Genomic DNA, 24,528 nt, shown 5'->3' with positions numbered 1-24,528 from the left:
TAGGATAGATAAAGTGGCGGAAAAAATAAGCCTGAAAACTAACAAGTTTTCAGGCTTATTCTTATTTTTTTTTGTAATTATACTATACTTCTTCCATATATGCTTCAATAGGAGCGCAAGTACAGATAAGGTTTCTATCTCCATAAGCATCGTCTACACGTCTTACAGTTGGCCAGAATTTATTATCTGCAACATATGATAATGGATATGCCGCTTGCTCTCTGGTATATGGAAAATCCCAAGAGTCTGCAGTTAACATAGCCATTGTGTGAGGAGCGTTTTTCATCACATTATTGGGATTATCAGGGTTTGCTTCTGCAATTTCCTGACGAATACTGATCATGGCGTCACAAAAACGATCTAATTCCGCTTTACTTTCACTCTCTGTTGGTTCGATCATAATCGTTCCGGCAACAGGAAAAGAAACGGTTGGTGCGTGGAACCCATAATCCATTAATCGCTTAGCGATATCCGTTACTTCGATTCCATGTGCTTTAAAAGGACGACAATCTACAATCATTTCATGAGCTGCACGGCCACGTTCCCCAGAATATAAGGTGCTATAATGTCCATCTAATCGTTCCTTAATATAATTGGCATTAAGAATAGCATATTCTGTTGATTCTTTAAGACCTTCTGATCCTAACATGGTGATATACCCATAAGATATTAAACAAGCTAAAGCAGATCCCCAAGGAGCTGCAGAAATAGCTGTAATAGCTTGATCTCCTCCTGTAGTAATTACAGGGTTTCCTGGTAAAAATGGTACTAGCTGTTTTGCTACACAGATAGGACCAACTCCAGGTCCACCACCACCATGAGGGATGGCAAATGTTTTATGTAAATTCAGGTGGCATACATCTGCACCGATAGCTCCAGGATTGGTTAATCCTACCTGAGCATTCATATTGGCGCCATCCATATATACCTGTCCTCCGTTATCATGGATTATTTGAGTAATTTCTTTAATAGCAGATTCATACACTCCGTGAGTAGAAGGATAGGTTACCATTAATGCAGAAAGATTGTCTTTGTACTTCTCTGCTTTTTCTCTCAGATCATCTACATCTATGTTTCCTTCTTCAGTAGCTTTGGTTACCACTACTTTCATTCCGGCCATTACTGCAGATGCAGGATTAGTACCGTGTGCAGAGGATGGAATCAAACAGATATTTCTGTGATGATCTCCTCTTGATTCATGATATGCACGAATTACCATTAATCCAGCAAACTCTCCTTGAGCACCTGAATTAGGTTGTAATGAGGTTGCTGAAAAGCCAGTGATCTCTGTTAATTGATCTTCTAATTTTTTTAATACTTCTTGGTATCCTTGCGCTTGTGTAACAGGTACTAATGGATGGATGTTACCCCATTGTGGGTTACTTAATGGAAGCATTTCTGAAGCAGCATTTAGCTTCATTGTACAAGACCCTAACGGAATCATAGAATGATTTAAAGAAAGATCTTTACGTTCCAACTTCTTGATATAACGCATCAGTTCTGTTTCAGAATGATAGGTATTAAATACCTCATTCGTTAAGAATTCTGTATTTCGTTTTAAAGTATCAGGAATATGTGTAGAAACATCAATAGCATCTATCTGAATGCTGTCTTTTCCAGCTGCTTTTGCAAAAATTGATACAATAGCATTTAGATCTGCAGTAGTTGTAGCTTCGTTTAGTGAGATTGATATAGTCTCTGTATCTGGATAATAAAAGTTTACTTCTTGTGTTTCAGCAATTTCTTTAATCTTATCTGCGTTTGCTTTAATTCGTATAGTGTCAAAGAATGCAGCGTTTAATTGCTCGTAACCAAGTTGACTAAGCGTCTTAGAAAGACTAGCAGTCGAACTATTTACTTTATTGGCGATATATTGTAATCCATCTTTACCATGATATACAGCATACATACCTGCCATTACGGCTAGTAATACCTGAGCTGTACAGATATTAGAAGTTGCCTTATCACGTTTGATATGTTGTTCACGTGTTTGTAACGCCATACGTAACGCTCGATTCCCATTAGTATCTTGGGTAACTCCAATGATTCGGCCTGGGATATTTCTTTTGTATTCTTCTCTAGTAGCAAAATATGCTGCGTGTGGTCCTCCATATCCTAACGGAATTCCGAATCGCTGTGTGGTACCAACAACTACATCAACACCAAAACTACCTGGAGATTTAAGAGCTACCAAACTAAGGATGTCTGCAGCTACGGCCACTTTAATTTCTGATTGATGTGCTTTTTCTACAAATTCGGCATAGTCAAATACTTGACCAGATACACCAGGATATTGTAAAATTGAACCATAGAAATCTGTAGAAAAATCAAATGTAGTATGATCCCCTATTACTAGTTCAATTCCTAAAGGGATCGCTCTTGTCTTTAGTAGAGAAAGTGTTTGAGGTAATATTTCTTCAGAAACAAAAAACTTATGAGTACCTTCTTTTTTCTGTGTTCTTGATCGTACGGCAAATAACATGGTCATTGCTTCTGCTGCAGCTGTACTTTCATCAAGTAAAGAGGCATTAGCTAATTCCATTCCAGTAAGGTCACAAACCATGGTTTGATAATTCAATAAAGCTTCTAATCTACCTTGAGCAATTTCTGCCTGATAAGGTGTGTAAGCAGTATACCAACCTGGGTTTTCCAGAATGTTACGTTGTATTACAGCTGGTAAACAGGCTTCGTGATATCCTAGACCTATATAGGTTTTGAACACCTTATTCTTAGCAGCTAATTGCTGTATATGAGCAGAATACTCTTGTTCGCTCATAGCCTCGTCAAGTTGTAGAGAGGTTTTTAATAAAATGTCATCAGGGACAGTTTCAAAGATGAGTTGATCTATTGAATCAGCCTTGATTATATTCAACATATCATTAAGATCTTTTTCTGATGGACCTATATGACGTAGTTTAAATGAGTCAGTTTTCATAGCAAAAACGGTTGAGATTTAAAGCGCAAAAGTACATATTTAATCCCTAAAAATTTCACAATAAATTAACCTAAAACTAGCAAGTTTTTAACCAACTTAGACTGTTATTAACAGATTCCCCTAAATTTACAGAGTGAAAGTCGTAAAAAGTATATTTAATTTTTATTTAAACAGTAGTATTCATGTAGCGTTAGCTGTAGCAGCTTTAGTAAAACTTACCTTTTTAAAGTTCGAGATTTTAGAGGATAATAAGTACATATATTTCAGCTTTTTTAGTGCTATTGTAGCGTATAACTTCGTGAAATATGCTAATATTTCGAAATTGTATCATAAACAATTAACGAAATCAATGACCAGTATCAAAATATTAACCGGTATTAGTGTCGTGTTGCTTATGTATTTTGGATCTCAGCTATCCAGAGATACTTTGCTTTGTATGTTGCCCTTTGGTTTATTGACTATTCTCTATACGGTTCCAATTTTTCCAAATAAAAAGAACTTAAGAAGTGTTGCGGGGATTAAGATTTTTATTATAGGAGTTACTTGGACAGGAATTACTGTATTGACACCTATTCTTTATGCCGAAGGAACTTTGCTCATAGATGTTATTATAGAGGTCACCCAACGTTTTTTATTTATTGTAGTGATCATGCTTCCTTTTGAGATTAGAGATTTACAATATGATAGAAAAGAATTAGAAACTATTCCTCAGAAAATAGGTATTACTAGAACCAAAGTTTTTGGTAGTATTCTGTTAGTAATTTTTCTGTTGCTTACAGCTTTTAAAAATGAACTTTTTTCTACAGAAATTCTAAGTTCGGTAGCTATTACGATTATAAGTTTATTATTCTTATGGGGTACTGATAAAAAACAATCGGAATACTTCTGTTCCTTTTGGGTTGAAAGTATTCCGATTATGTGGTTGTTTATATTGGTTCTGATGCAAAGCCTATTTGGATAATTTTTTTTGCAACTGCTCTTTCATTTCTTCTTTTTTAGAAGATGTTATCACCTGTAGATTAGATTTTTTTATAATTTTAGTGAGTTTGTTATTCTTTTTTGAATATGCTCTTGTCACCTTACAATATATTAACCTAATATTTAATTTGATGATTTCCGAAAGGGATGCTTCACCATATTGGTTTTTGTCACAGATAAATTTTGCCTGTTCACAGGATACTAATAAACTATTACTTGTTTTCATTACAATTTTAAAATACTAATTATTTGGGGTTTTACTAATTTATTATTCTTGTTCAGTCATTTTTTTCTTTAATTGTTCCTTCATTGCATCCTTAGCTGATTGGTTGATGCTTATAACTTTAGGATCTTTGAATAAATTAGTTAGTTTCGTATTCTTAGACGAATATTTTCTACAAGCCTTACAATAAATTAAATGGATATTTAATTTTACTTTTTCCCAAAAAGAGGCTTCTTTATATTGATTTTTATCGCAAATGTGATTAGCATTTTCACAACTTACAAATATTTTGTTTTCTGTACTCATGTGTATTAAAACCAGTTTTTTTCCAGGCATTCTGCCATCGCTGTACGTGCACGATGAATAATCACCCATAGGTTAGACGCAGTAATATCAAATTCATTACAGATTGCTTCTGTATCAAATCCTTGAATTGTTTTCATAGAGAAAATACGTGCTTGTTTCTCAGGTAGTTTGCCAATGCAATTATGAATGGCAACGCCTAATTCTGTATTCTCAATTTTACCTTCAGCATTCTGATCAAAGGGATCCGCTACTCGCTCTTCTAGCCAATCTCCTTCCGTTTCGCCATCGTTGGTGTACTTGATGCGGACTTCTGCTTTTCCTTTATTACTATTTATTTTTCTGTAATGATCAATGATTTTTCTTTTTAAGATTGAAATTAGCCAAGTACGTTCGCTAGCTTCTCCTTTAAAATTTTTCATTGATTTAAGACCTGCAAAAAAGGTCTCTTGCACTAAATCCTGTGCAATTTCTCTGTCGTCAACCCTTACTATCGTGTAATTAAATAAATAATCACTGTATTTGTCAATCCACGTATTAGGGTCTATCGTGTTTGTTGGCATAGTTTATCAGCTCTTTTCCTCAAAAATAGGATAAAAAGTTGAATCTCAAATAAGTTTAAACCATTGAATTGTAGGAAAGATGATTAAGTGACCTAACAATATACCCAGTAACTGGGTGTTTTTTAAACACTGATATGATTTTATGTTTGTTGATATTAATTTAAAAAAACAAAATCACTAAAAAAATACATTGCTTATAACGATATAACTACTTGTTAGAAAAACTGTTGATTATGCTAATTTTTCTATTTTCATTTTAATAAATTGGTTTCTAGTAGTAAGAAACTCTGTCAAATGTTTCTTTAAAATTAATCGATCAAAAACTCTTCCGAAAAAACCATAGGGTGTGATGTATTCCAAAACATCAATCATTTCTGTTCCGGTTGATGTCTTTTTAAAAACATGCTGATGCTTAAACCGCTTAAAATGCCCAGAAATCATTTCATCTATAAAAAAGGTTGGATACCTTAAAGATGTTATTTTGCTTTGATGTGTCAAGTACATTCCAAAATGTCTTCCTCTCCAGGTTACTGTTTCATAAAGTGCTATCAATCCAGAAGTCCTTCCTGCAATAGCTTTTTCTTTTGTATTCTTTGCAGAATTTATATGAAGATCAATATTCCTTGCTGCATCAAAAACATTTTCTAGAGGAGCTTGGATAACAGTGCTTAATTGAATTGTAGTCATAATTATGATGTTAAATCTATTAGTGCATGGGTAAGGTCAGAATGTTTGAACTTAAAACCTGTGTCCTGAAGTTTTTTTGGAACTACATTTCTGCTTTTTAAAATTAATTCAGTTTCAGTTTTAATGATTCGAGCTCCAATTTCTAAAAGAGGTTTTGGTAATGGAATTCCAAATGGCACTTTAATGACTTCTTGTAATGTTTTCATTAAATGACCATTATTAGTAGGTTTAGGAGAAACAATATTCACTGGACCTTGAATTTTTTGGTTTTTAATAATATACTCCAAACTTCTGGAAAAATCAGTTTCATGGATCCAACTAAACTTTTGATTTCCTTTGCCTTGTTTTCCTCCAAAACCAATCTTCACTAAATTCAGGATAGGCTGTAAAGCGCCGCCATTTTTTCCTAAAACAATAGATGTCCTCAATGCTACTTTTCTGGTTTTTGGAGTTTGACAGGAGAAGAAAGCATGTTCCCAATTGGTAGCTACATTCACAGAAAACCCTTTTCCTATTTCACCAGTAGCTTCATCCATTTCTTTATCCAAAGAATGTCTGTAGATAGTTGCTGTAGATGAGTTAAGCCAAACTTTAGGAGGGTTGTGACATTCAGAAATAGCTTGCCCTAATATATTTGTGGATGCTATTCTAGAGGAAAGGATAAGATCCTTGTTCTTTTGATAATATCTACAATCTACCGATTTGCCAGTCATATTAATAAGAACATCTGCATCTTCAAGCTCGTATTTCCATGTGCTCAGAGTTTTAGCATCCCATTGTACATAGTTGATGTTACCCGCAGATTTATTTTTACCACGAGTAAGTATGACAATGTTTTCTACGTTATTTTTAAAATGTTCAACCAGTACATTTCCTAAAAAACCGGTTCCTGCTGCTATGATTAGTTTTTTCATGAAGTTATTTTTCTGCTGTTATGATAAAATATCCAAAGCTTTGCATGTGCAACCCTGATAGCAATGCAAAGAGGGAACCTTTTAAATTTTTCCAACTTTGAGGTTTCAGTGTTTCTTTTCTGAAAAGTTTTTTAAAAACAAAACCGATGATTGCAAATGGTACGTGTAGTACCGATGGTGCAACTCTAAAAGAGATATCTTCTACAATTACGTTTTTAAAACCAATGCACTCTAAAGATTTCTTTACTTGGTTAATACTTCCTAATCCTTCTAGACTCCAACCTTTGCAGAGCTGATCATAACAATAATGACTTCCTGGGCATAGTTGTTCTTCATCTTTTTTTAGAAAAGCATCTGCAATCACGAATTTAGCTCCAGGCTTTAGAATTCTATATGCTTCGCTTAAGGCTTTATCGCTATGACCTGAATGACAAAAACTTTCAATAGCATAAGCACTGTCAAAACTATTATTTCTAAAAGATGTGTTACCATAATTTTCTTCCAGAATGAGCCCATTCATATTTTGTAATCTTTTGTTTCCTTCGGTTACCTGAAATGGAGAGAGGGTTACTCCCATAATGCTTAGTCGAGGATATTTACGTAATCCATAGCGCATAGTGCCACCAATTCCACAACCTAGATCTGCAATGAGACCATTTCTTTTACTAAAATTTAACCGATTGAAAACCTGATTATTCATTTCATTAAGCATAGTATCTCTTTTAAAAACTGTTGTTTTAAAAGGAATATAGTATCCGAAATGCATATTGAAATCTTTACTCCAGAATTCATAATCTTCTGTTGCTTCGTCATAGAGGTCTATGAGGTTTTCTTTGTTAGATTTTTGGAATCTGATTTTATGTAATAGTGGAAGTGTAGTGTTCATAACAAAGTATTTTTAGTTTATGATTGAAAAAACACAATTTATTTATTGTACCTGAGGTCCTTTTGGTCTTATTGTTTGCGTAATGACTTGTTGTCTTTGTTTGGATTTTTTTCTTCCTCTAAAAAACAAGTACATATTAAGGAATAGCATGAGTCCTAAGTACATAGAGAACCCACCAATTTTGAAGCTTAGTATTTCCACTAAATTTTGATAGGTGTCATTAAAGCGATAGCTATCAATTTTCAGAATTAGTAGTGCACAGCCAATGTTTAATAAGTAGAAACCTACCTCAAAAAGACGGTTCGTTGCGATTGCAATATCATCCTTACCTTTAAAAATATCAATCATAAAGGTTTTTCCATTCTTAAAAAGTGTTTTAGAGACAAAATAAGTCAGGATTATTGCAATAGGTAAGTAGATTGTATATCCAATAAAAATTTTAGAAGTTTCCATAAAGTTGTATTTATAATTATTTAATGTTTTTAATAAATTTTGTTATCCAGAATAAATTGAAATAATGTAAAATTGCTAGGATACAGATAATGATTGCTATATGTTTAGACAAACTTTCTATCATTTGTGCATTAGAATTAATTGTAGTCCATCCGGATAATGTTATAACTGTATATCCAATATTTATAAGATAGTATCCTATTAGGAGCATATTGTTTATTCTTAAACAAAACTCCTTGTCATCGGGAATGAGATATGCTACAAAAATGTTTCCGTTTTTATAACAAATAAGGCCTATCTTGATAATAATGAGTACAGTGATTAGTATGTATATACTATAGGTAATCAAGTTTAGGTTCATAGCTATTTTTTTTAATTTGATATGTGATATACACAAAATAAGAAGCGATACTCATTGGGATAAGCATGAAATAAATAAAACCGACAGAATCACGGAAAGAAAAATCAAGTATTAGCCAAGTAAAACCATATAGTAGGACAATCATCCAATATACTGAAACGTGTTTTTTTGATTGACTGCTTAAGTTTTTCCAATTAAATAATAAGTTTAAACCTAATATAACTTGTACTACACCAAGAACTATTTGAGCTAATAGACCACCAATGACTGATAAGTAAAGAAATAAGGTGATGATAAAACTCCATTTGTTAATGTTATGTATTGTTTTCATAATTCTAATAATTTTAAAGTTTCAATAATTTTTGAAACATAATTTGAAAAAGAAAAGGAATTTCTCCCTTTATCTTATCGCTTATGTTTTTAAGTTTTATTTAATCAGTTTCATAAGTGTTTTTGTAAGCCATTTAGATTCTTGATTCACAATTTTGTTCATCATGGTATCTGCATTATCTGCTAGTTCGTATAAAGCTTTGGTTTGTTTAATAAGTTCTTCAGTTTTTTTTGTTCCATCGCCTTTAATACGAGATACTTCTCTTAATACTTTGATAACAGGTTTGATTTCTCTTCTGCTTCGTTCTTTTGCTACTTGTCTGGCCAGCTCTTGTACATCTTTTTCAGAGGCAAAATATTCCTTACGTTCCCCTGGTTTACTTTCTTTAAAAACAATCCCCCAATCCATTAATTGACGTAAATTCATGCTAGTATTTCCTCTAGAGATGTGTAATTCCTCCATAATGTCCTCCATAGAAAGTGGTTGTGGCGAGATCCATAATAAGGCATGAATTTGTGCCATCGCCTTATTAATACCCCATAAAGTTCCTAGCGCTCCCCAAGTGGATATAAACTTATCTTTTGCTTCTGTGTAATTCATATAGCAAATATATAATAAATTTTAAACTTTCAGTAATTATTGAAAGTTTAATTTAATAAGTTATGTCAAAACCATAAACTAACAGATGTTAGTCCAGTTGATATTTTGCGGGGAAGCCACTTTGGTTACGCTTTGATTTTATGTAAGTTAAGTGTCTAACACAAACTCATTTAAAATGAAAAAAATCAACCTAATTATTTCAACAATTTTGCTGTGCTTATTCCTGCAAAATAGTCACGCACAGCAACCATCGGATATGTTTTATGCCACGATGGAAACAAAAGATGCTCTAGGGCTTCAAAAAGAGCATCCTGAGGATATAAAAATTATAGAATCAAATAATGGCTATAGTGCGGTTATGCTAAGCGATGAAGCCGCCCATGAATTGCATGATAAGGTATTAGTTCACGGTCCCGGTTTTATTTATCAGAACTCAAAGAAAAATGCGATTTCAGCGATACAACAGAGAAGATTATCTCAAAAGCTTGCAGGAGGGTTTTCTATTACTCAAGATCAATTAGTGAGACAAAGCCTTGATTTAGTAAATAATCTGAATATTGCAAATCAAATCCAAGAATTAGAAGATTATGGTACTCGATATCACACAAAAAATAGTGCAACGCAAGCTGTTTTAGATCTAAAAACGAAATGGGAGAACTTAGCAGGCGGTAGAAGTGATGTGTCGGTTCGCATTGTAAATCATACAAGCACTAATATGCCTTCTGTAGTTATGACTATCACAGGAACTGAAGCACCTGATGAATTTGTAATCATTGGTGGGCATATAGATTCTACTTCTGGTGGTAATAATAATGATGCTCCTGGAGCAGATGATAATGCATCCGGTATTGCTACGATTACTGAAGCAGCGAGAGTATTATTTGATATGAATTTTGAACCCAAAAGAACTATGGAGTTTATGGCTTTTGCTGCGGAGGAAGTAGGGTTAAGAGGTTCCAGAGAAATAGCTGAGGATTATCGTAGTAGAAATGTGAATGTAGTGAGTTATATGCAATTAGATATGACTAATTATAAAGGGTCAACGAACGATGTATACGTTTCTACAGATTCATATAATGATGATACATTAAATGATTTCTTAGTAGAGTTAATGGATTATTATAATGCTTCCGGAACCCATAGAATTACATATGGTACATCTAGATGTAACTATGGATGTTCTGATCATTATAGCTGGGCACAAGAAGGGTACGCCGTAACTTTCCCTTTTGAAGCTACATTCAATCAAAGTAATCCAAATATTCATACCACAAGAGATACCTTCGATAGATCTCCAACACCAAATGCTACCCATGCTGCTAAATTTTGTAAACTAGCTTTGGAATATTTGATAGAGATTGGAAATGGCGTAAACACTGGCGGAGGTGGAGGAGAAGAATGTAATATTAATATTACTTCTTTTCCTTATTCAGAAAGTTATGAGGGTTCTATAGGTGCCTGGACACAATCTACCAATGATGACGTTAACTGGACTGTGGATGCTAGTGGTACCCCTTCTAATGGTACAGGGCCTTCTAATGGTGCGGATGGATCTTCCTATATTTATGTGGAAGCTTCTGGAAATGGAACAGGATTTCCAAATAAAAGAGCAATATTGAACTCTCCCTGTTTTGATTTAAATGGATTAAGCAATCCCGGATTAAGCTTTAAATACCATATGGAAGGAAGTGCAATTGGAAGCTTATCAGTCGAACTCAGTACGGATAATGGCGCTAATTGGACAAGCATTTTTAGTAAATCCGGAGCGCAAGGAAGTAATTGGAATACTGCCGATATAGATTTAGCAACTTATAATGGAACTGGAATACAACTTAGGCTGAATACGGTAACGGGAACTAGTTGGCAAGGAGATGTTGCGGTAGATGATTTTAGAATAGGAGAATCTGGCACCGATCCAGGTCCAGATCCATGCGTCACTTTAGACTTTAATGATTATACAATCTCTGCTTTTTCTAATCAGGATTCAGTAGGTGATTTCTCTGTTGTTAGTGGTGGATCAGGATTGTCACTAGAAAATAATACCTGGAAGTATATTCCATTGAATTATACGGTTACATCATCAACTGTAATAGAATTTGATTTCAGTAGTACTTCTCAAGGAGAAATTCATGGAGTTGGTTTCGAGAATGACAATACTTTAACTGCTAATAGATATTTTAAAGTTCACGGTACTCAAAACTATGGAGTGACGAATTACGATAATTATTCTGTAGGTACGACTTCTTATGTAATTCCGGTTGGAGATTTTTATACCGGTGCTATGGATCGATTGGTATTTCTAAATGATAATGATGCGGGAAGCGGTAATACTTCTGTTTTTTCCAATGTAAAGATCTATGAAGGATCTTGTGTAAGATCATCAACAGCTGTAGTGGCTTTCGGAACTAAAATTCCAATATTAGGTGATGAGGATGAACTAAACTCATCGATCATAACTATTGTTCCTAATCCTACTAAGGATAGCTTTACACTTAGTGTAAATGGAACTAGTAATAAGAGTATGACAGCTACCGTATATACAATTTTAGGAAAAAGAGCATCTACAATTCAATTAAACCCTGGAGCGAATACCATTTCTGCTCGTAATCTATCATTAGGATCAGGAATTTATTTGATTAGGATAGAAAGTGAAGGCGAAAAATTAGCAGTACGAAAACTGGTAATTCAATAGTTCTTTTAACAATTAGTTAGCCAAATGATAAGAGCCAGTTTTTTATGAAAAACTGGCTCTTTTTTTATTAGCAATTATCTCCAATGCAGATGCTATTATATTCTGTTTCACAGGTTCCTTTTGCTACGCAGGCATAACCATCGTAATCTACTCCAAGAGTTTCCGATCCGAAACCAAAGCCTGGAGTTATTTCTGAGAGAATGTCTTTTATTCTATCCGGATATACTTCTTTTAAGCTTTTATAAGAAAAAGTTTTTAGTCCTCTTTTGTTGAACTTCATAGTACTTGCAACTGCTTTTAAAAGACCTTTCTTTGCAAATACTTTTCTTAATTTAGGATTAGATTGAACATACTGTTTGAAATCTGCTACGCTTCTTACAATGTTTGCTTCGGGATTATCCATAATTTTTGACAATTCTTCAGCAGTGTTTGCGATTTTATAATTAAATACCCACTCTTGCTTTTGTGCGGTAATAATCATTGAGCTGAATAAAAAAATAATACATGCTACTAATGTTGATTTACGTAATTGTGTGGTTTTCATAATTAATGGTTTTTAAAATTTATGTAAAACTACCAATCAACGTTATGTCATTTCACAGTTGAAACCCCCATGTTTAGCAGGTGTTAATGCTATATTTTTTAGAGTTAAATTCCCTGTTTTATTAATCCAGCCCGTTTTAACAAGGCCTCCGGTTTTGGTTCTTGACCACGGAAACGTTTATATAAAGTCATGGGATTCTCTGTTCCTCCTTGTGATAGCACATTGTCTTTAAATTTGGTTGCTACTTCCTTATTAAAGATTCCATGTTCCTTAAAATATTCAAATGCATCTGCATCCAATACTTCTGCCCACTTATAAGAATAATACCCTGCAGAATACCCTCCTTGAAAAATATGAGAAAAAGCAGTGCTCATACAATTCTCTGCCACATCAGGATATAAAGCAGTTCCAGCAAAAGCTTTCTTTTCATATGCTTTAACATCTTTAATATCACTTGGGTTTTGTGCATGCCAGGACATATCCAGTAAACCGAAACTTAATTGGCGCATAGTTGACATTCCTTCCATAAAGGTGGATGATTCTTTGATCTTGCGCACTAATTCCATGGGAATTACTTCTCCTGTTTCATAATGTTTGGCAAATAATTCTAATGCTTCTTTCTCATAGCACCAGTTCTCTAATACCTGAGATGGTAGTTCTACAAAATCCCAATACACACTGGTTCCCGATAATCCAGGATAGGTAGTGTTGGCTAACATACCGTGTAAGGCGTGACCAAACTCATGAAACAAGGTGGTTACCTCATTAAAGGTTAAAAGCGAAGGCTTACTAGGTGTAGGTTTCGTGAAATTACAGACGATAGATATATGTGGTCTAATATTTTTCCCATCTTTCCTCATTTGAGGTTTGTATGAGGTCATCCACGCACCGTTTCGTTTCCCTGATCTTGGATGAAAATCAGCATAAAAGATAGAAATAAAATTACCTTGTGTATCAGTAACATTATATGTTTTTACTTCTTCGTGATATTTGTCTACTTGATTTGTTTCTTCAAATTGTAGCCCAAATAAATTAGAAGCTATCTGAAAAACACCATCAATAACATTCTCTAACTTAAAGTATGGTTTTAGCTTTTCGTCATCAAGATCAAAAAGCTTTTGTTTTAATTTTTCTGAATAGAATGCGCCATCCCATTTCTGAAGCTGATCAATTCCATCTAATTCTTTGGCAAAATTTTCTAATTGTTTAAATTCTGCTTTTGCGGCAGGCTTTGCTTTTTCCAGAATTTCATTTAAAAAAGAAAATACTTTATCAGGGGTTTCTGCCATACGTTCTTCTAAAACATAATTAGCGTGAGAGGTATAGCCTAACACATTGGCACGTTCATAACGTAGTTTGGCAATTTTAAGTACAATATCTTGGTTGTCTAGCTCATTGTTTTGGAATCCTTTAGAGCCAAAAGCTAAGGCTAATTTTTTGCGCAGTTCTCGGTTATTGGCATAAGTCATAAAAGGAATGTAACTAGGATAATCTAAGGTAATCATCCATCCTTTTTTTTCTTTGGATTCAGCAAGTGCTTTAGCCGCTTCTTTGGCTCCATCTGGTAAACCATCCAGATCAGCTTTATCAGTTAATAGCATTTCGAACTTGTTAGTCTCGGCTAATATGTTTTCACCAAATTTAAGACTAAGTTGAGAAAGTTCTTTATCTATTTCTCTAAGCTGTTCTTTTTTATCAGCAGGAAGGTTAGCTCCATTTCTAGAAAATGATTTGTACCTCTTTTCTAATAATGTTGATTGCTCTGGAGAGAGGTTTAATGTATTTTTATCTAGATATACAGATTCTATTTTTTTAAATAGATCCGTATTTAAAGCGATATCATTACTGAATTCAGAAAGCAATGGAGAAGCTTCTTGTGCAATTTTTTGGATTTCTTCATTAGTTTCTGCGCTATTCAGATTAAAAAAGATACTGGTTACTCTATCCAGTAATTCTCCGCTATATTCCAATTTTTCTATAGTATTAGAAAAGGAGGGAGTTTCTTTATTGGCAACAATTGCATCAACTTCTTGTTTGGCTATTGTGATTGCGTTTTTGATAGCAGGTAAAAAATGCTCCGATTCTATTTGAGAAAAAGGAGCAAGATCAAATGATTCTAACAATGGGTTTTTCATGATCTAAGAATGTTTTCTTTATGTTTTATATGATCTCTTGTCGAAAAAGTGTGTTTTTTATCGATAAATGCTTTTTTTATGGCATCACGTTTTGAATTAATCAAGTATGATACTGATACATTTGTATAGGTTTATTAGTAATGACCTAAACAAAGAATCTAATACATTATTGCTATAGGGGTATGGTAACAATAAGTAATCTTTGAAAAGGTCAAATATATTGAAAGAGCTACAATTATTGTAGCTCTTTTCTTTTCTATTTTGATTGAAAATCTATTATTTACATAGAGGATGCAAAAAAATGTATGTTTTTTCTATGGGAAAAAGCGAAATAAAAATAATTTTAATGCATTTTAACGATAAAAGGTGATTTTTATCGAAAATGTTAATAAGTTTTGACAGATAATTATTGCGTAATTAAAGTAAGGGTTTACCTTTGTGTCAGGTTTTAAGAGTATGGTCTTACGATGAATTTTTTGTGTAATATATTTAAGTTGGTTAATAAATATTGTTATATTCTATTGTAAGACCTGATATTGGAAAGAGTCGCTGAGGAGCGACTCTTTTTTTTTACACTAATTTTAGTGTCTTATTTTTTTATCTGTTTAGCTCCTTCAATTACCTTTTGTTTCAATCCTTCTTTATAAACAAGAATTTTATCCAATACACATTTGTCGGATACCCCAATGATCTGAGCGGCTAGAATACCTGCATTAAGAGCTCCATCCAAAGCTACCGTTGCTACAGGGACTCCACCAGGCATTTGCAATATGGAAAGAACAGAGTCCCAACCATCAATAGAGTTTCTGGATTTTACAGGAACACCTATTACCGGCAGCGGAGATAAAGAAGCTACCATTCCAGGAAGATGGGCGGCGCCACCTGCACCAGCAATGATTACTGAAATACCTCTAGTATGAGCATTTTTACTATAATCAAATAACTTCTCTGGTGTACGGTGCGCTGATACAATATCAACTTCGACCTCTATGTCAAAACCTTGTAGAATGTCGATTGCCTTTTCCATAACGGGCATATCGCTTGTGCTGCCCATGATTATTCCTACTTTGCTCATAGCTTATTTTTTTTCTTATTGTTCTTGTTTTATTTATAACACGTGCTGTAAGGGTGAAGTTGTATTAAATACAATAAATAATTTTCTTAAACCTTTAAACCTCAAAAATGTGTCTGAGCACGTCGAAGGGTCAAACCTATTTACTAACTACTTTTATTGTCTTCTTTACTTTCTCTGCAATTTTTCTAGCTTCCGCGATATCTTCATGGACAATAGTAACGTGTCCCATTTTTCTGAAAGGTCGTGTTTGTTTTTTTCCATAAATATGAGGAGTAACACCTTTCATTTTCATAATGACATCTATATTTTCATAGACTACATTTCCGATATGTCCTTCAGCTCCTACAAGATTCACCATAATACCAGCAACTTTACTTTCCGTAGCACCTAGCGGGAGGTCTAATATAGCTCTTATATGTTGTTCGAATTGATTAGTGTAGCTAGCTTCGATACTATAATGTCCACTATTATGAGGTCTTGGTGCGACTTCGTTAACTAGAATATTATCGTCTTTTGTTTGAAACATCTCCACAGCTAATATACCAACGTGTGAAAAGGCTTTAGAAACTTCTTGTGCTATTGCTCTCGCTTTTTCTGCAATTTCATTGTCAATTCGAGCAGGACAAATTACATATTCTACCTGATTTGCTTCTGGATGAAATTCCATTTCTACAACAGGATAGGTTTTAATTTCATTCTGAGGATTACGAACTACAATTACTGCGAGTTCATTCTTAAAATCTACTAATGTTTCAGCGATGCATTCTGTATCCGGAAGTTTCGCAATATCTCCTCCTGTGCGTATAACAGAAACTCCTTTACCATCATATCCTCCTTGGGTACTTTTCCATACAAAAGGTAACTTTACCTTGCCACTTGTAATCCCTTCTGCTAAATGTGCTTTATTAGAAAACTGCATAAAATCAGCAGTAGGTATTCCTTGATTTTTATAAAAGAGTTTTTGTTTTCCTTTATTCTGAATTTTTTCTAAAGTTTTAGAATCGGGATATACTTTTTTCCCTTCTCGCTCGAGTCGAGCTAATGCCTTCAAGTTAACAGTTTCAATTTCGAAAGTAAGCACATCTACTTTCTTTCCAAAGTTGTATACAGTTTCATAATCCATAAGATCACCTTGTTGAAAGTGATCACAGGCTATTCTGCAAGGGGCATCGGGGTTGGGGTCCAGAACATAAGTTTGGATATCATATTTTCGGGTTTCATAGAGCATCATTTTGCCTAGTTGACCACCACCTAAGATACCTAACTTAAAATCTGATGAAAAATAGTTTGTCATTTTTGGAATAATAAAACGGTCCGTGATCGCAAAAATAATTTTTTAATAAGTAAAAACCACAATATTAGGCAGTAAATGCAATAGATATCTATCTTAAGTCTTGTTTGTAATCACTATCTTTGCCGCTTTAAAATCGAAATGGATATTGTGATAATCTCGGGACCCAATGATTACACTACATGAATTACAATTTATACCATTTATTGCTGAAGAGAAAATAATCAAAGCAATAGATGAATTAGCTGATGAACTTAATAAGGATTTATCAGATAAAAAGCCTCTTTTTATTGGGGTACTTAATGGCGCCTTTATGTTTGTGTCTGAAGTGCTAAAAAGATTCGATCATGATTGTGAAGTGAGTTTTGTAAAACTCGCTTCTTATGAAGGGACAAAGACAACTTCTACAGTTCAAGAACTCATTGGATTAAAAGAAGATATATCAGGCAGAACGGTTGTTATTCTTGAAGATATTGTAGACACAGGTAATACAATTGTAGAATTGACCAAAATGTTTAAAGATAAGGGATGTAAGGAAGTGAAAATTGCAACTTTATTTTTTAAACCAGAAGCTTATACCAAAGAAATTACTTTAGATTATATAGGGATAGAAATCCCAAACCGATTTATTGTAGGATACGGATTAGACTATGATGGTTTAGGTCGTAATCTTACAGAAGTGTACCAATTAAAGCAAAACAACATGACAAATTTAGTGTTATTCGGACCTCCAGGAGCAGGAAAAGGAACACAAGCAGAAGTTTTAAAACAAAAATATGATCTTATACATATTTCTACAGGAGATGTATTTAGGTATAACATAAAAAATGCTACTGAGCTAGGAACATTAGCAAAGTCGTATATTGATAAAGGACAACTAGTTCCAGATGAAGTAACCATCAATATGCTGAATGCTGAAGTGGATAAAAATCCAGATGCGAAAGGTTTCATTTTTGATGGTTTCCCAAGAACTGAAGCACAAGCTGAGTCATTAGCAGAATTATTATCTTCTAAAGGAGCAGAAGTAAGCGCGATGGTTGCTTTAGAGGTAGATGATGAGGTGTTGGTACAACGTTTATTAGAAAGAGGAAAAACATCAGGACGTCCTGATGATGCTGATGAAAGTGTAATTCGTAATCGTATCAAAGTATATTATGACGAAACGGCAATTCTAAAAAACTATTATCAAAAACAAGATAAGTACTTTGGAGTTGATGGAGTAGGAGGTATTAGTGAGATTACGGATAGATTAAGTAGTGTTATAGATAAATTATAGTTGTTATTGGCTGTAAGATGCAGATCTTATTTATGATAACAAAAGGATGAATTTGAATAGATTCCAGTGTATACTGGAATGACAGTTAGCGTATTATGACAGAAGGAAATTTTGTAGATTATGTAAAGTTACACGTAACTTCCGGAAACGGAGGAAAAGGATCTGTACATTTACATAGGGAAAAGTATATAACTAAAGGAGGTCCTGATGGAGGTGATGGTGGTCGTGGAGGTCATGTCATTGTTAGAGGTAATCCAAATATGTGGACATTACTCCACCTTAAGTTCAAACGTCACTTTAGAGCAGAACACGGAGGACACGGAAGTAAAAGTAGAAGTAGTGGAGCGGATGGAGAAGATGTATATGTAGACGTACCTCTAGGAACTGTAATTCGGGATACTGAAACTCAGGAAATTCTTCATGAAATTACAGAAGAAGGACAACAAGTCGTGCTTGCCGAAGGAGGAAAGGGTGGACGTGGAAACTGGCACTTTAAAAACTCAGTGAATCAGACTCCTCGATATGCGCAACCTGGTATCGAAGGTCAACAATTTGATCTAACTCTAGAATTAAAAATACTAGCGGATGTAGGTTTAGTAGGATTCCCTAATGCAGGAAAATCCACTTTATTGTCTGTAATTACTTCTGCAAAACCAAAAATTGCAGACTACGAGTTTACGACTCTGAAACCTAATCTTGGAATTGTAGAGTACAGAGATTTTCAGACTTTTGTTATGGCGGATATTCCTGGAATTATTGAAGGAGCTGCAGAAGGAAAGGGTATAGGTCATAGGTTCCTTAGGCATATCGAACGTAATTCTACATTATTGTTTTTAGTACCTGCCGATGCACCCGATATAAATGACCAGTATGAGATCTTACTAGATGAGTTACGAAGATATAATCCGGATTTATTAGATAAAGAGCGATTAATAGCAATCTCTAAATGTGATATGTTAGATGATGAACTTAGAGCAGAACTCAAAACAGAATTAGATGCACAGTTAAACGTACCTTATATATTCATTTCTTCAGTTGCTCAACAAGGATTACAAGATCTTAAAGATAGATTGTGGCAAATGCTTAATAATTAGATTCTTGTGTAAGAATATTTAATATATTTGCCCGACCCAAAATAATACCTACTTATGAAACAAATTTACCTATTAGCAGTTTTGCTAGTTTCCACTGCGTCTATTTTTTCGCAAACTGTATCAATTCCAGATGCAAATTTTAAACAGGCCTTACTTGATTACCCATTCACTATTGATACAAATGGAGATAACGAGATTCAGGTTTCAGAGGCGTTAGCAGTAACTTTTTTATTTATTTCTGATCCTACCGATAGCAATGGGCAAGACGATGATGATATTGTTGATATTACAGGAATTGAAGCCTTTGAAAATTTAGAAAGATTTAGTTTATATTCTCATCCGATACAGCAAATTGATGTAACGGGTTTTTCTAATTTAGAAATATTGGATCTAGGTCAAGTAGAATTATCATCTATAGATGTTTCTAATAACTCAAAGCTAACTAATCTTAGGCTAGACGACAATAATATAGATTTTGTTGATGTAAGCAATAATCCAGAATTGGTAGAGTTGGACTTGCGTTATAATGAACTTAAACAACTGGATGTATCTCAGAATTTAAAATTAAAAATGCTTTCTGTTGATCGTAATAAATTGACAAGTTTAGATGTAACCAATAATACAGATTTAGAAGAGTTATATTTTTACGAGTCTCCCGATCTTATGTCAATTGATTTGACTAATAATACAAAACTTAAGAAAGTATCTAGTAGTTTTAATCAAATTGCAGCTATTGATTTATCAACGCTTTCAAATTTAGAAAGTTTTATTTTTACCAGAAGCCAAATAGAAAGTATTGATTTTTCAGCAAATCCAGAGTTATCTCTAGTTACTTTGTCATCTAATTCACTATTAACTTCAGTGAATCTTTTTAGAAATAATAAGATAGAAAGACTGAATCTTATTGGTACGAATGTAGAAGAAATCGATGTTTCCCATATGTCGGATTTAGTGTATTTTGTGTTTTGGAGTAACAATTCGTTAAGTAATCTAAATTTACGAAATGGAAATAATGAAAACCTAAATGTTGGTAGTGGATTTGTCCAAGTGCCGTTATTAGAATTTGCTTGTGTTGATAATGTTAGTTATGCAATTGCTAATTTTGCAAATGATGGAATTGTGCAATTCGTGGATATCTGTGATGCAGTAAATGTGCTTACAGGAACGGTACAATATGATGCTAATAATGATAACTGTACTAGTGGATCGGCTATGGAGAATATTACAATTTCTGCATCGATCAATGGAAATATCTACAGTAGTATTACCGATGTAAATGGAACCTATATGATTCAGATTCCAGAGGAAGGAACTTGCGAGGTTTCTTTGTCTAGTAACTTACCTGAATATATGACCAATCCAGTAAATCAAACAATAAGTTTTACAGGGCTTAGAAATGCTGAGGTAGCAGATTTTTGTACCAGTCCTACTGATGTTTCTGATTTAAAAGTATATTTTATTCCGGCAGCTTCAGCAAGACCAGGTTTTACCACTCGGTATTATTTATATGTTCGAAATAATGGTAATCAGGTTGACAGCGGTACTGTAGAATTAGATTTTGATGATCAAATGGTAGAGTTAACATCTACGAGTCAGACTCCCATAGAACAAACTAGCAATTCTGTGAAGTTTAGTTTTAGTAATCTTTTACCATTTAGGCATACATTATTTAGAGTGAGTTTTAGAACATTCCCTCCACCAACGGTAAATGGGGGAGATCGCATTCTTTTTGAAGCAACAGCATTACCAATCAATGGAGATGTAAAACCAGAAGACAATGTTAAAATATTAAATCATCGAGTAGTTAATTCATATGACCCTAATGATATAGCGGTATTAGAAGGAGAAGAAATTTTTGAAGAAGATGTTGATGATTATTTGAATTATAGAATTCGTTTCCAAAATACTGGCTCTGCTTCCGCTATTAACGTGAATATAGAGAATGTGTTAGATGCTAATTTAGATTGGAATACGTTTTCGCCAACAGTATCTAGTCACGATTATAGAATAGAGATTACAGATGAGAATAACGTTAATTTTATTTTTGACAATATAAATCTACCGGACAGTACTACAGATGAGGAAGAGAGTAATGGTTTTATTGCTTATAGAATTAAACCTAAATCCAATTCGATAATAGGTGATGAATTTGACAATAAAGCTGATATTTTCTTTGATTTTAATTTACCAATCGAGACAAATCAAGTTAAGACAACAATAGTAGCTCTGCTATCTGTTGATGATATTGAAAATCAATCTGAGTTTTTCAAAATTTCACCGGTTCCTTTCGCAGAAGAACTTATTATTGATAATTTAAGCGGTGAAAAAATTAATGAAATCCAATTGTATGCTATAACTGGTAAACAATTCTATACCAGACAGAATATAGAAACTAATACCTTAAAGATTAATACAATCAATCTAGCAACAGGTGTCTACTTTATTAAACTAAATATAGGCAACAAAGTGATCGTTAAAAAACTTCTTAAGAAGTAGTCTTACTTCTTAAGCTAATTCTTAAGACATATAAAAAAGCCTTCTAGTTATATTTAGAAGGCTTTTTATATGGATTATACCGAATATCCATCTTTTAATATACCATCCGCTGCATCTGGATGTCGTTTTAGATAGGCAACTACAAATGGGCAAAGTGGTATCATTTTATATCTTTTTTCCTTAATATAATCGAGTGTCTTTTTTATAATCGTACTCCCTAATCCTTTTCCCTCCATAATTGCTGGTACCTCCGTATGAGTTAGGTATATTGAATTTTCGTTCTTGAGAATATATTCTATAAATATGGTTTCACTTTCTACTTTTAGTTCGAATCTGTTTTTAGAGGAATCCGTGTTATTTATCAATTCCAGTTGAGACCAATCATTCTTTTCCATAAGCGATTTTTGAAGTTGTATCTCAAAATTATGATATAAAGAGGTATCAATGACTTAACGAATGGTTAAAAATCAAGGTAATGATTTAGCTGATCTCTTTCTTAAACAGCTGGTCGATTTCCAGATATTGTTCTTTGATAAGACTTAAACCAAATGCAGCAGCAGAAGCAGAGAATACTGAATAATCTAAGGGAGCTTTTATACCTAATGTAAAGGTCATTGTAACTCCAAAAATTAATAATAAAACGCCACTTATTCTTGCGGATAATGCGGTCTTAAAGCCAATCAGTAGAAAAAATGCAAGTATTATTTCTGCAAGTGTTGCTATCAAGCCAATACTGTTAGTCATAAATTCAGGAGCCCAAGGATTCAGTAGTTTTGTGTATTCTAGAAAACTATCCCAAGTTCCCCAAGCTGATTTTTCTTTTGGCCATAAACCAAATCTGTCTGCAACCGCTGAGATAAATCCAGTAGCTACGCTAACTCGTAAGAAGAGTTTGATGTATATGATTTTCATTAGAAAATAGTTTGATTACGTATTTATTCTTGCGATGGTATTGGTACTAGTAATGTTGCTATTCCTATTCTATTCCAGGTATTAATGCCACAAATAGCCATAATAATATCGGCCACTTTTTCTTCCCCAAATGTGTTAATAGCATTTTGATACAAATCATCCGACAATCCCTGATGAGAAATATGAGTGATTTCTTCAGTCATTTCTAAAATGATTTGTTCCTCTTGTTTGAAAAATGGAGAATCTTTCCATACTGGTAATGCATGAATACGGTATTGTTTTTCACCTTTTTCGATGGCTTCTTTTACATGCATCTGTATGCAATATGCGCAGCCATTGATTTGCGAAGCTCTGATTTCAATTAATAAAAATTCTGTGTCTGTCAGTGTGCTTTTTTTACAATTATTATATAAATCAAATAGGGGTTGATAAGCGTTTGGACTTACCTTGCTAATATCTATTCTAGCTGTTTTCATATCTATATTGTTATTTGTTTATAACAAAATTCAGTATATGAAATGAAGAAAAACTTAATCTAGATTAAGAAATATATTACGAATGTTTTTTTGTTCTTATTTTACTTAAAAATTCAGGAGTAAATCCTAAATAGGATGCTAACATATATTGAGGAATACGCTGAACAAATTCAGGATTGTACTCATAAAAGGTATTATAAAGTTCTTCTCCCGAAAGATTGAACATGAACTGGATTCTTCTTTGATCAGCAATTCGGACACGTTCTAAAATAACCCTGAAGTATTTATTGATTTCCAGAGAGCTTTGTAAAACGATATCCAGATTAGATTTACTAACTTTTAGAATGACTGCATCTTCAGTAGCCTGTATATTAAGTTGAGTTTGAGTTTTATTCATAAAGCTATCAAAATCGGTAAGCCACCAATCTTCAATACCAAAATTCACCGTTTTTTCAACGCCTTTTTTATTGGTAAAAAATGATCTAAAGCAGCCTTTTACAATAAAATGATTGTAATTACAATATTGTCCTTCTTTAATCAGATATTCTCTGCTACTAATATTCTCCAATTCTAAAATGTCAATGAATGATTGTATTTCTTCTTCAGATGGGTTTGCGAATTTGTTGATATGATTTATGATAGCTTCAAATTTCATAGAGAATATTTAGATAACTAAAGGTAAGGATTAAAGGTTGACGAGCGTATTTGTATAGGTATTACAAAATTCGAATTTAACGACATATAGGCAAGGTTAATTTAACAAAAATATTGATTTTTAGTAATAGATTAACGATAAAACGAAGGAGTTTGTAAGAAAGGTTTATGTTTTGGTAAATTAAGTTAAAAAACTGATAATGAGGTAATAAAAATCCGTTCATTCATGTTTCATGATAACAACTTAAATATTTTATCATGAAAAACTCAATTAAAATTACAAGCTTGATCCCGATGATTTGGGTAATGCTTATCGTTTGTATTTCTTGTGAAAAGGATACAGCAGAATTTTCGGCAGAAGAAACTCAAGAAACTGTTGATCAGGAAAAAATTGTTCAGGAAAGAGCGTTTCCCGAAGAACAAGGTGTCGTCGAAACCATTCAATTGTATGGACAGACTGTTCAAGTGGAGAAAATTAATGGACAGTACATTCTGGAAGGAGATATTCTAGTAATTCCGGATGATGTAGCTAAAAGTACGGGTAGAACCAATTCATTTACTCGTTGGCCAGATAACAAAGAACTGAGTTAAAAAACAAGTCTTTTTAGCCTAATTTAGAAATGAAGTTTTCATCGTATGGTCTTCCTGA

24 protein-coding genes are annotated in these 24,528 nt (G+C 33.5%); 6 read left to right on the top strand and 18 right to left on the bottom strand.

Going from position 1 to position 24,528, the window contains the following annotated elements:
- Positions 1-82: 82 nt before the first annotated feature.
- Positions 83-2,935 carry an aminomethyl-transferring glycine dehydrogenase gene (gene gcvP, locus Q0975_RS25085; RefSeq protein ID WP_299442548.1) on the bottom strand — a complete coding sequence of 951 codons (2,853 nt, stop codon included), beginning with the start codon at positions 2,933-2,935 and terminating at the stop codon, positions 83-85.
- Between the two features lie 133 nt (positions 2,936-3,068).
- On the opposite strand from gcvP, the gene Q0975_RS25080 reads away from it, so the two are divergent.
- Positions 3,069-3,896, top strand: coding sequence for a hypothetical protein (locus Q0975_RS25080; RefSeq protein WP_299442545.1), 828 nt, complete (start codon positions 3,069-3,071; stop codon positions 3,894-3,896).
- On the opposite strand, the gene Q0975_RS25075 is transcribed toward Q0975_RS25080, so the two are convergent.
- The 9 genes from Q0975_RS25075 to Q0975_RS25035 all read right to left on the bottom strand — a co-directional run bounded on the left by Q0975_RS25075 (position 3,885) and on the right by Q0975_RS25035 (position 9,234).
- Entirely contained in the window at positions 3,885-4,139 is a 255-nt protein-coding gene (locus Q0975_RS25075) for a hypothetical protein (protein ID WP_299442542.1), read from the bottom strand. The genes Q0975_RS25080 and Q0975_RS25075 overlap by 12 nt on opposite strands.
- Positions 4,140-4,181: 42 nt before the next feature.
- On the bottom strand, positions 4,182-4,442 hold the full coding sequence (locus Q0975_RS25070) for a hypothetical protein (RefSeq protein ID WP_299442539.1): 261 nt from the start codon (positions 4,440-4,442) through the stop codon (positions 4,182-4,184).
- A gap of 5 nt (positions 4,443-4,447) precedes the next feature.
- Positions 4,448-5,002, bottom strand: a complete 555-nt coding sequence (locus Q0975_RS25065) for a sigma-70 family RNA polymerase sigma factor (protein ID WP_299442536.1) — start codon at positions 5,000-5,002, stop codon at positions 4,448-4,450.
- 231 nt (positions 5,003-5,233) lie between these two features.
- Positions 5,234-5,689: an SRPBCC family protein gene (locus Q0975_RS25060; RefSeq protein WP_299442533.1), complete on the bottom strand. Its 456-nt coding sequence runs from the start codon at positions 5,687-5,689 to the stop codon at positions 5,234-5,236.
- 2 nt (positions 5,690-5,691) lie between these two features.
- Positions 5,692-6,603: a TIGR01777 family oxidoreductase gene (locus Q0975_RS25055; protein WP_299442529.1), complete on the bottom strand. Its 912-nt coding sequence runs from the start codon at positions 6,601-6,603 to the stop codon at positions 5,692-5,694.
- Between the two features lie 4 nt (positions 6,604-6,607).
- Positions 6,608-7,489, bottom strand: a complete 882-nt coding sequence (locus tag Q0975_RS25050) for a methyltransferase domain-containing protein (protein WP_299442526.1) — start codon at positions 7,487-7,489, stop codon at positions 6,608-6,610.
- A 42-nt stretch (positions 7,490-7,531) separates the two neighbouring features.
- On the bottom strand, positions 7,532-7,942 hold the full coding sequence (locus Q0975_RS25045) for a hypothetical protein (protein WP_299442523.1): 411 nt from the start codon (positions 7,940-7,942) through the stop codon (positions 7,532-7,534).
- 335 nt (positions 7,943-8,277) lie between these two features.
- On the bottom strand, positions 8,278-8,634 hold the full coding sequence (locus tag Q0975_RS25040; RefSeq protein WP_299442520.1) for a hypothetical protein: 357 nt from the start codon (positions 8,632-8,634) through the stop codon (positions 8,278-8,280).
- 96 nt (positions 8,635-8,730) lie between these two features.
- Positions 8,731-9,234, bottom strand: a complete 504-nt coding sequence (locus tag Q0975_RS25035; protein WP_299442517.1) for a MarR family transcriptional regulator — start codon at positions 9,232-9,234, stop codon at positions 8,731-8,733.
- A 175-nt stretch (positions 9,235-9,409) separates the two neighbouring features.
- Between Q0975_RS25035 and Q0975_RS25030 the strand changes: the two genes are divergently transcribed.
- Positions 9,410-11,926, top strand: a complete 2,517-nt coding sequence (locus tag Q0975_RS25030; RefSeq protein ID WP_299442514.1) for a M20/M25/M40 family metallo-hydrolase — start codon at positions 9,410-9,412, stop codon at positions 11,924-11,926.
- Between the two features lie 67 nt (positions 11,927-11,993).
- On the opposite strand, the gene Q0975_RS25025 is transcribed toward Q0975_RS25030, so the two are convergent.
- From Q0975_RS25025 to Q0975_RS25010, 4 genes are all read right to left on the bottom strand, one after another.
- The gene (locus Q0975_RS25025) at positions 11,994-12,470 is read right to left on the bottom strand and encodes a hypothetical protein (protein ID WP_299442511.1); all 477 of its coding nucleotides are present in this window, start codon (positions 12,468-12,470) and stop codon (positions 11,994-11,996) included.
- A 104-nt stretch (positions 12,471-12,574) separates the two neighbouring features.
- Positions 12,575-14,605 (bottom strand): M3 family metallopeptidase, encoded by a 2,031-nt coding sequence (locus tag Q0975_RS25020; protein WP_299442508.1) that lies wholly within the window; start codon positions 14,603-14,605, stop codon positions 12,575-12,577.
- Positions 14,606-15,194: 589 nt separating this feature from the next.
- Positions 15,195-15,680, bottom strand: a complete 486-nt coding sequence (gene purE, locus Q0975_RS25015; RefSeq protein WP_299442505.1) for a 5-(carboxyamino)imidazole ribonucleotide mutase — start codon at positions 15,678-15,680, stop codon at positions 15,195-15,197.
- 136 nt (positions 15,681-15,816) lie between these two features.
- Entirely contained in the window at positions 15,817-16,974 is a 1,158-nt protein-coding gene (locus Q0975_RS25010; RefSeq protein WP_299442502.1) for a 5-(carboxyamino)imidazole ribonucleotide synthase, read from the bottom strand.
- A 166-nt stretch (positions 16,975-17,140) separates the two neighbouring features.
- Here Q0975_RS25010 and Q0975_RS25005 point away from each other — a divergent pair, with 166 nt between their 5' ends.
- The 3 genes from Q0975_RS25005 to Q0975_RS24995 all read left to right on the top strand — a co-directional run bounded on the left by Q0975_RS25005 (position 17,141) and on the right by Q0975_RS24995 (position 21,837).
- Positions 17,141-18,247: an adenylate kinase gene (locus Q0975_RS25005; RefSeq protein ID WP_299442499.1), complete on the top strand. Its 1,107-nt coding sequence runs from the start codon at positions 17,141-17,143 to the stop codon at positions 18,245-18,247.
- A gap of 95 nt (positions 18,248-18,342) precedes the next feature.
- On the top strand, positions 18,343-19,341 hold the full coding sequence (gene obgE / locus Q0975_RS25000; protein ID WP_299442496.1) for a GTPase ObgE: 999 nt from the start codon (positions 18,343-18,345) through the stop codon (positions 19,339-19,341).
- 54 nt (positions 19,342-19,395) lie between these two features.
- Entirely contained in the window at positions 19,396-21,837 is a 2,442-nt protein-coding gene (locus Q0975_RS24995; protein ID WP_299442495.1) for a T9SS type A sorting domain-containing protein, read from the top strand.
- 74 nt (positions 21,838-21,911) lie between these two features.
- Here Q0975_RS24995 and Q0975_RS24990 read toward each other — a convergent pair whose 3' ends face one another.
- From Q0975_RS24990 to Q0975_RS24975, 4 genes are all read right to left on the bottom strand, one after another.
- A complete protein-coding gene (locus Q0975_RS24990; RefSeq protein ID WP_299442493.1) occupies positions 21,912-22,232 on the bottom strand; it encodes a GNAT family N-acetyltransferase in 321 nt (106 codons plus the stop codon).
- A gap of 85 nt (positions 22,233-22,317) precedes the next feature.
- Positions 22,318-22,749: a DoxX family protein gene (locus Q0975_RS24985; RefSeq protein WP_299442491.1), complete on the bottom strand. Its 432-nt coding sequence runs from the start codon at positions 22,747-22,749 to the stop codon at positions 22,318-22,320.
- A 23-nt stretch (positions 22,750-22,772) separates the two neighbouring features.
- On the bottom strand, positions 22,773-23,225 hold the full coding sequence (locus tag Q0975_RS24980) for a carboxymuconolactone decarboxylase family protein (protein WP_299442490.1): 453 nt from the start codon (positions 23,223-23,225) through the stop codon (positions 22,773-22,775).
- A gap of 76 nt (positions 23,226-23,301) precedes the next feature.
- Entirely contained in the window at positions 23,302-23,880 is a 579-nt protein-coding gene (locus Q0975_RS24975) for a Crp/Fnr family transcriptional regulator (RefSeq protein WP_299442488.1), read from the bottom strand.
- A gap of 257 nt (positions 23,881-24,137) precedes the next feature.
- Here Q0975_RS24975 and Q0975_RS24970 point away from each other — a divergent pair, with 257 nt between their 5' ends.
- Positions 24,138-24,470: a hypothetical protein gene (locus Q0975_RS24970; protein ID WP_299442486.1), complete on the top strand. Its 333-nt coding sequence runs from the start codon at positions 24,138-24,140 to the stop codon at positions 24,468-24,470.
- Positions 24,471-24,528: the final 58 nt, after the last annotated feature.

This window comes from uncultured Aquimarina sp. (assembly GCF_947500065.1).
Lineage (GTDB): Bacteria > Bacteroidota > Bacteroidia > Flavobacteriales > Flavobacteriaceae > Aquimarina.
This window is presented reverse-complemented; position numbering and strand designations above follow the sequence as displayed.

What these genes read in the sequence shown, in the direction of transcription:
- gcvP (WP_299442548.1), bottom strand. Translation starts at nt 2,935, where the DNA reads ATGAAAACTGACTCATTTAAACTACGTCATATAGGTCCATCAGAAAAA.
- Q0975_RS25075 (WP_299442542.1), bottom strand. Translation starts at nt 4,139, where the DNA reads ATGAAAACAAGTAATAGTTTATTAGTATCCTGTGAACAGGCAAAATTT.
- Q0975_RS25070 (WP_299442539.1), bottom strand. Translation starts at nt 4,442, where the DNA reads ATGAGTACAGAAAACAAAATATTTGTAAGTTGTGAAAATGCTAATCAC.
- Q0975_RS25065 (WP_299442536.1), bottom strand. Translation starts at nt 5,002, where the DNA reads ATGCCAACAAACACGATAGACCCTAATACGTGGATTGACAAATACAGT.
- Q0975_RS25060 (WP_299442533.1), bottom strand. Translation starts at nt 5,689, where the DNA reads ATGACTACAATTCAATTAAGCACTGTTATCCAAGCTCCTCTAGAAAAT.
- Q0975_RS25055 (WP_299442529.1), bottom strand. Translation starts at nt 6,603, where the DNA reads ATGAAAAAACTAATCATAGCAGCAGGAACCGGTTTTTTAGGAAATGTA.
- Q0975_RS25050 (WP_299442526.1), bottom strand. Translation starts at nt 7,489, where the DNA reads ATGAACACTACACTTCCACTATTACATAAAATCAGATTCCAAAAATCT.
- Q0975_RS25045 (WP_299442523.1), bottom strand. Translation starts at nt 7,942, where the DNA reads ATGGAAACTTCTAAAATTTTTATTGGATATACAATCTACTTACCTATT.
- Q0975_RS25040 (WP_299442520.1), bottom strand. Translation starts at nt 8,634, where the DNA reads ATGAAAACAATACATAACATTAACAAATGGAGTTTTATCATCACCTTA.
- Q0975_RS25035 (WP_299442517.1), bottom strand. Translation starts at nt 9,234, where the DNA reads ATGAATTACACAGAAGCAAAAGATAAGTTTATATCCACTTGGGGAGCG.
- Q0975_RS25030 (WP_299442514.1), top strand. Translation starts at nt 9,410, where the DNA reads ATGAAAAAAATCAACCTAATTATTTCAACAATTTTGCTGTGCTTATTC.
- Q0975_RS25025 (WP_299442511.1), bottom strand. Translation starts at nt 12,470, where the DNA reads ATGAAAACCACACAATTACGTAAATCAACATTAGTAGCATGTATTATT.
- Q0975_RS25020 (WP_299442508.1), bottom strand. Translation starts at nt 14,605, where the DNA reads ATGAAAAACCCATTGTTAGAATCATTTGATCTTGCTCCTTTTTCTCAA.
- purE (WP_299442505.1), bottom strand. Translation starts at nt 15,680, where the DNA reads ATGAGCAAAGTAGGAATAATCATGGGCAGCACAAGCGATATGCCCGTT.
- Q0975_RS25010 (WP_299442502.1), bottom strand. Translation starts at nt 16,974, where the DNA reads ATGACAAACTATTTTTCATCAGATTTTAAGTTAGGTATCTTAGGTGGT.
- Q0975_RS25005 (WP_299442499.1), top strand. Translation starts at nt 17,141, where the DNA reads ATGATTACACTACATGAATTACAATTTATACCATTTATTGCTGAAGAG.
- obgE (WP_299442496.1), top strand. Translation starts at nt 18,343, where the DNA reads ATGACAGAAGGAAATTTTGTAGATTATGTAAAGTTACACGTAACTTCC.
- Q0975_RS24995 (WP_299442495.1), top strand. Translation starts at nt 19,396, where the DNA reads ATGAAACAAATTTACCTATTAGCAGTTTTGCTAGTTTCCACTGCGTCT.
- Q0975_RS24990 (WP_299442493.1), bottom strand. Translation starts at nt 22,232, where the DNA reads ATGGAAAAGAATGATTGGTCTCAACTGGAATTGATAAATAACACGGAT.
- Q0975_RS24985 (WP_299442491.1), bottom strand. Translation starts at nt 22,749, where the DNA reads ATGAAAATCATATACATCAAACTCTTCTTACGAGTTAGCGTAGCTACT.
- Q0975_RS24980 (WP_299442490.1), bottom strand. Translation starts at nt 23,225, where the DNA reads ATGAAAACAGCTAGAATAGATATTAGCAAGGTAAGTCCAAACGCTTAT.
- Q0975_RS24975 (WP_299442488.1), bottom strand. Translation starts at nt 23,880, where the DNA reads ATGAAATTTGAAGCTATCATAAATCATATCAACAAATTCGCAAACCCA.
- Q0975_RS24970 (WP_299442486.1), top strand. Translation starts at nt 24,138, where the DNA reads ATGAAAAACTCAATTAAAATTACAAGCTTGATCCCGATGATTTGGGTA.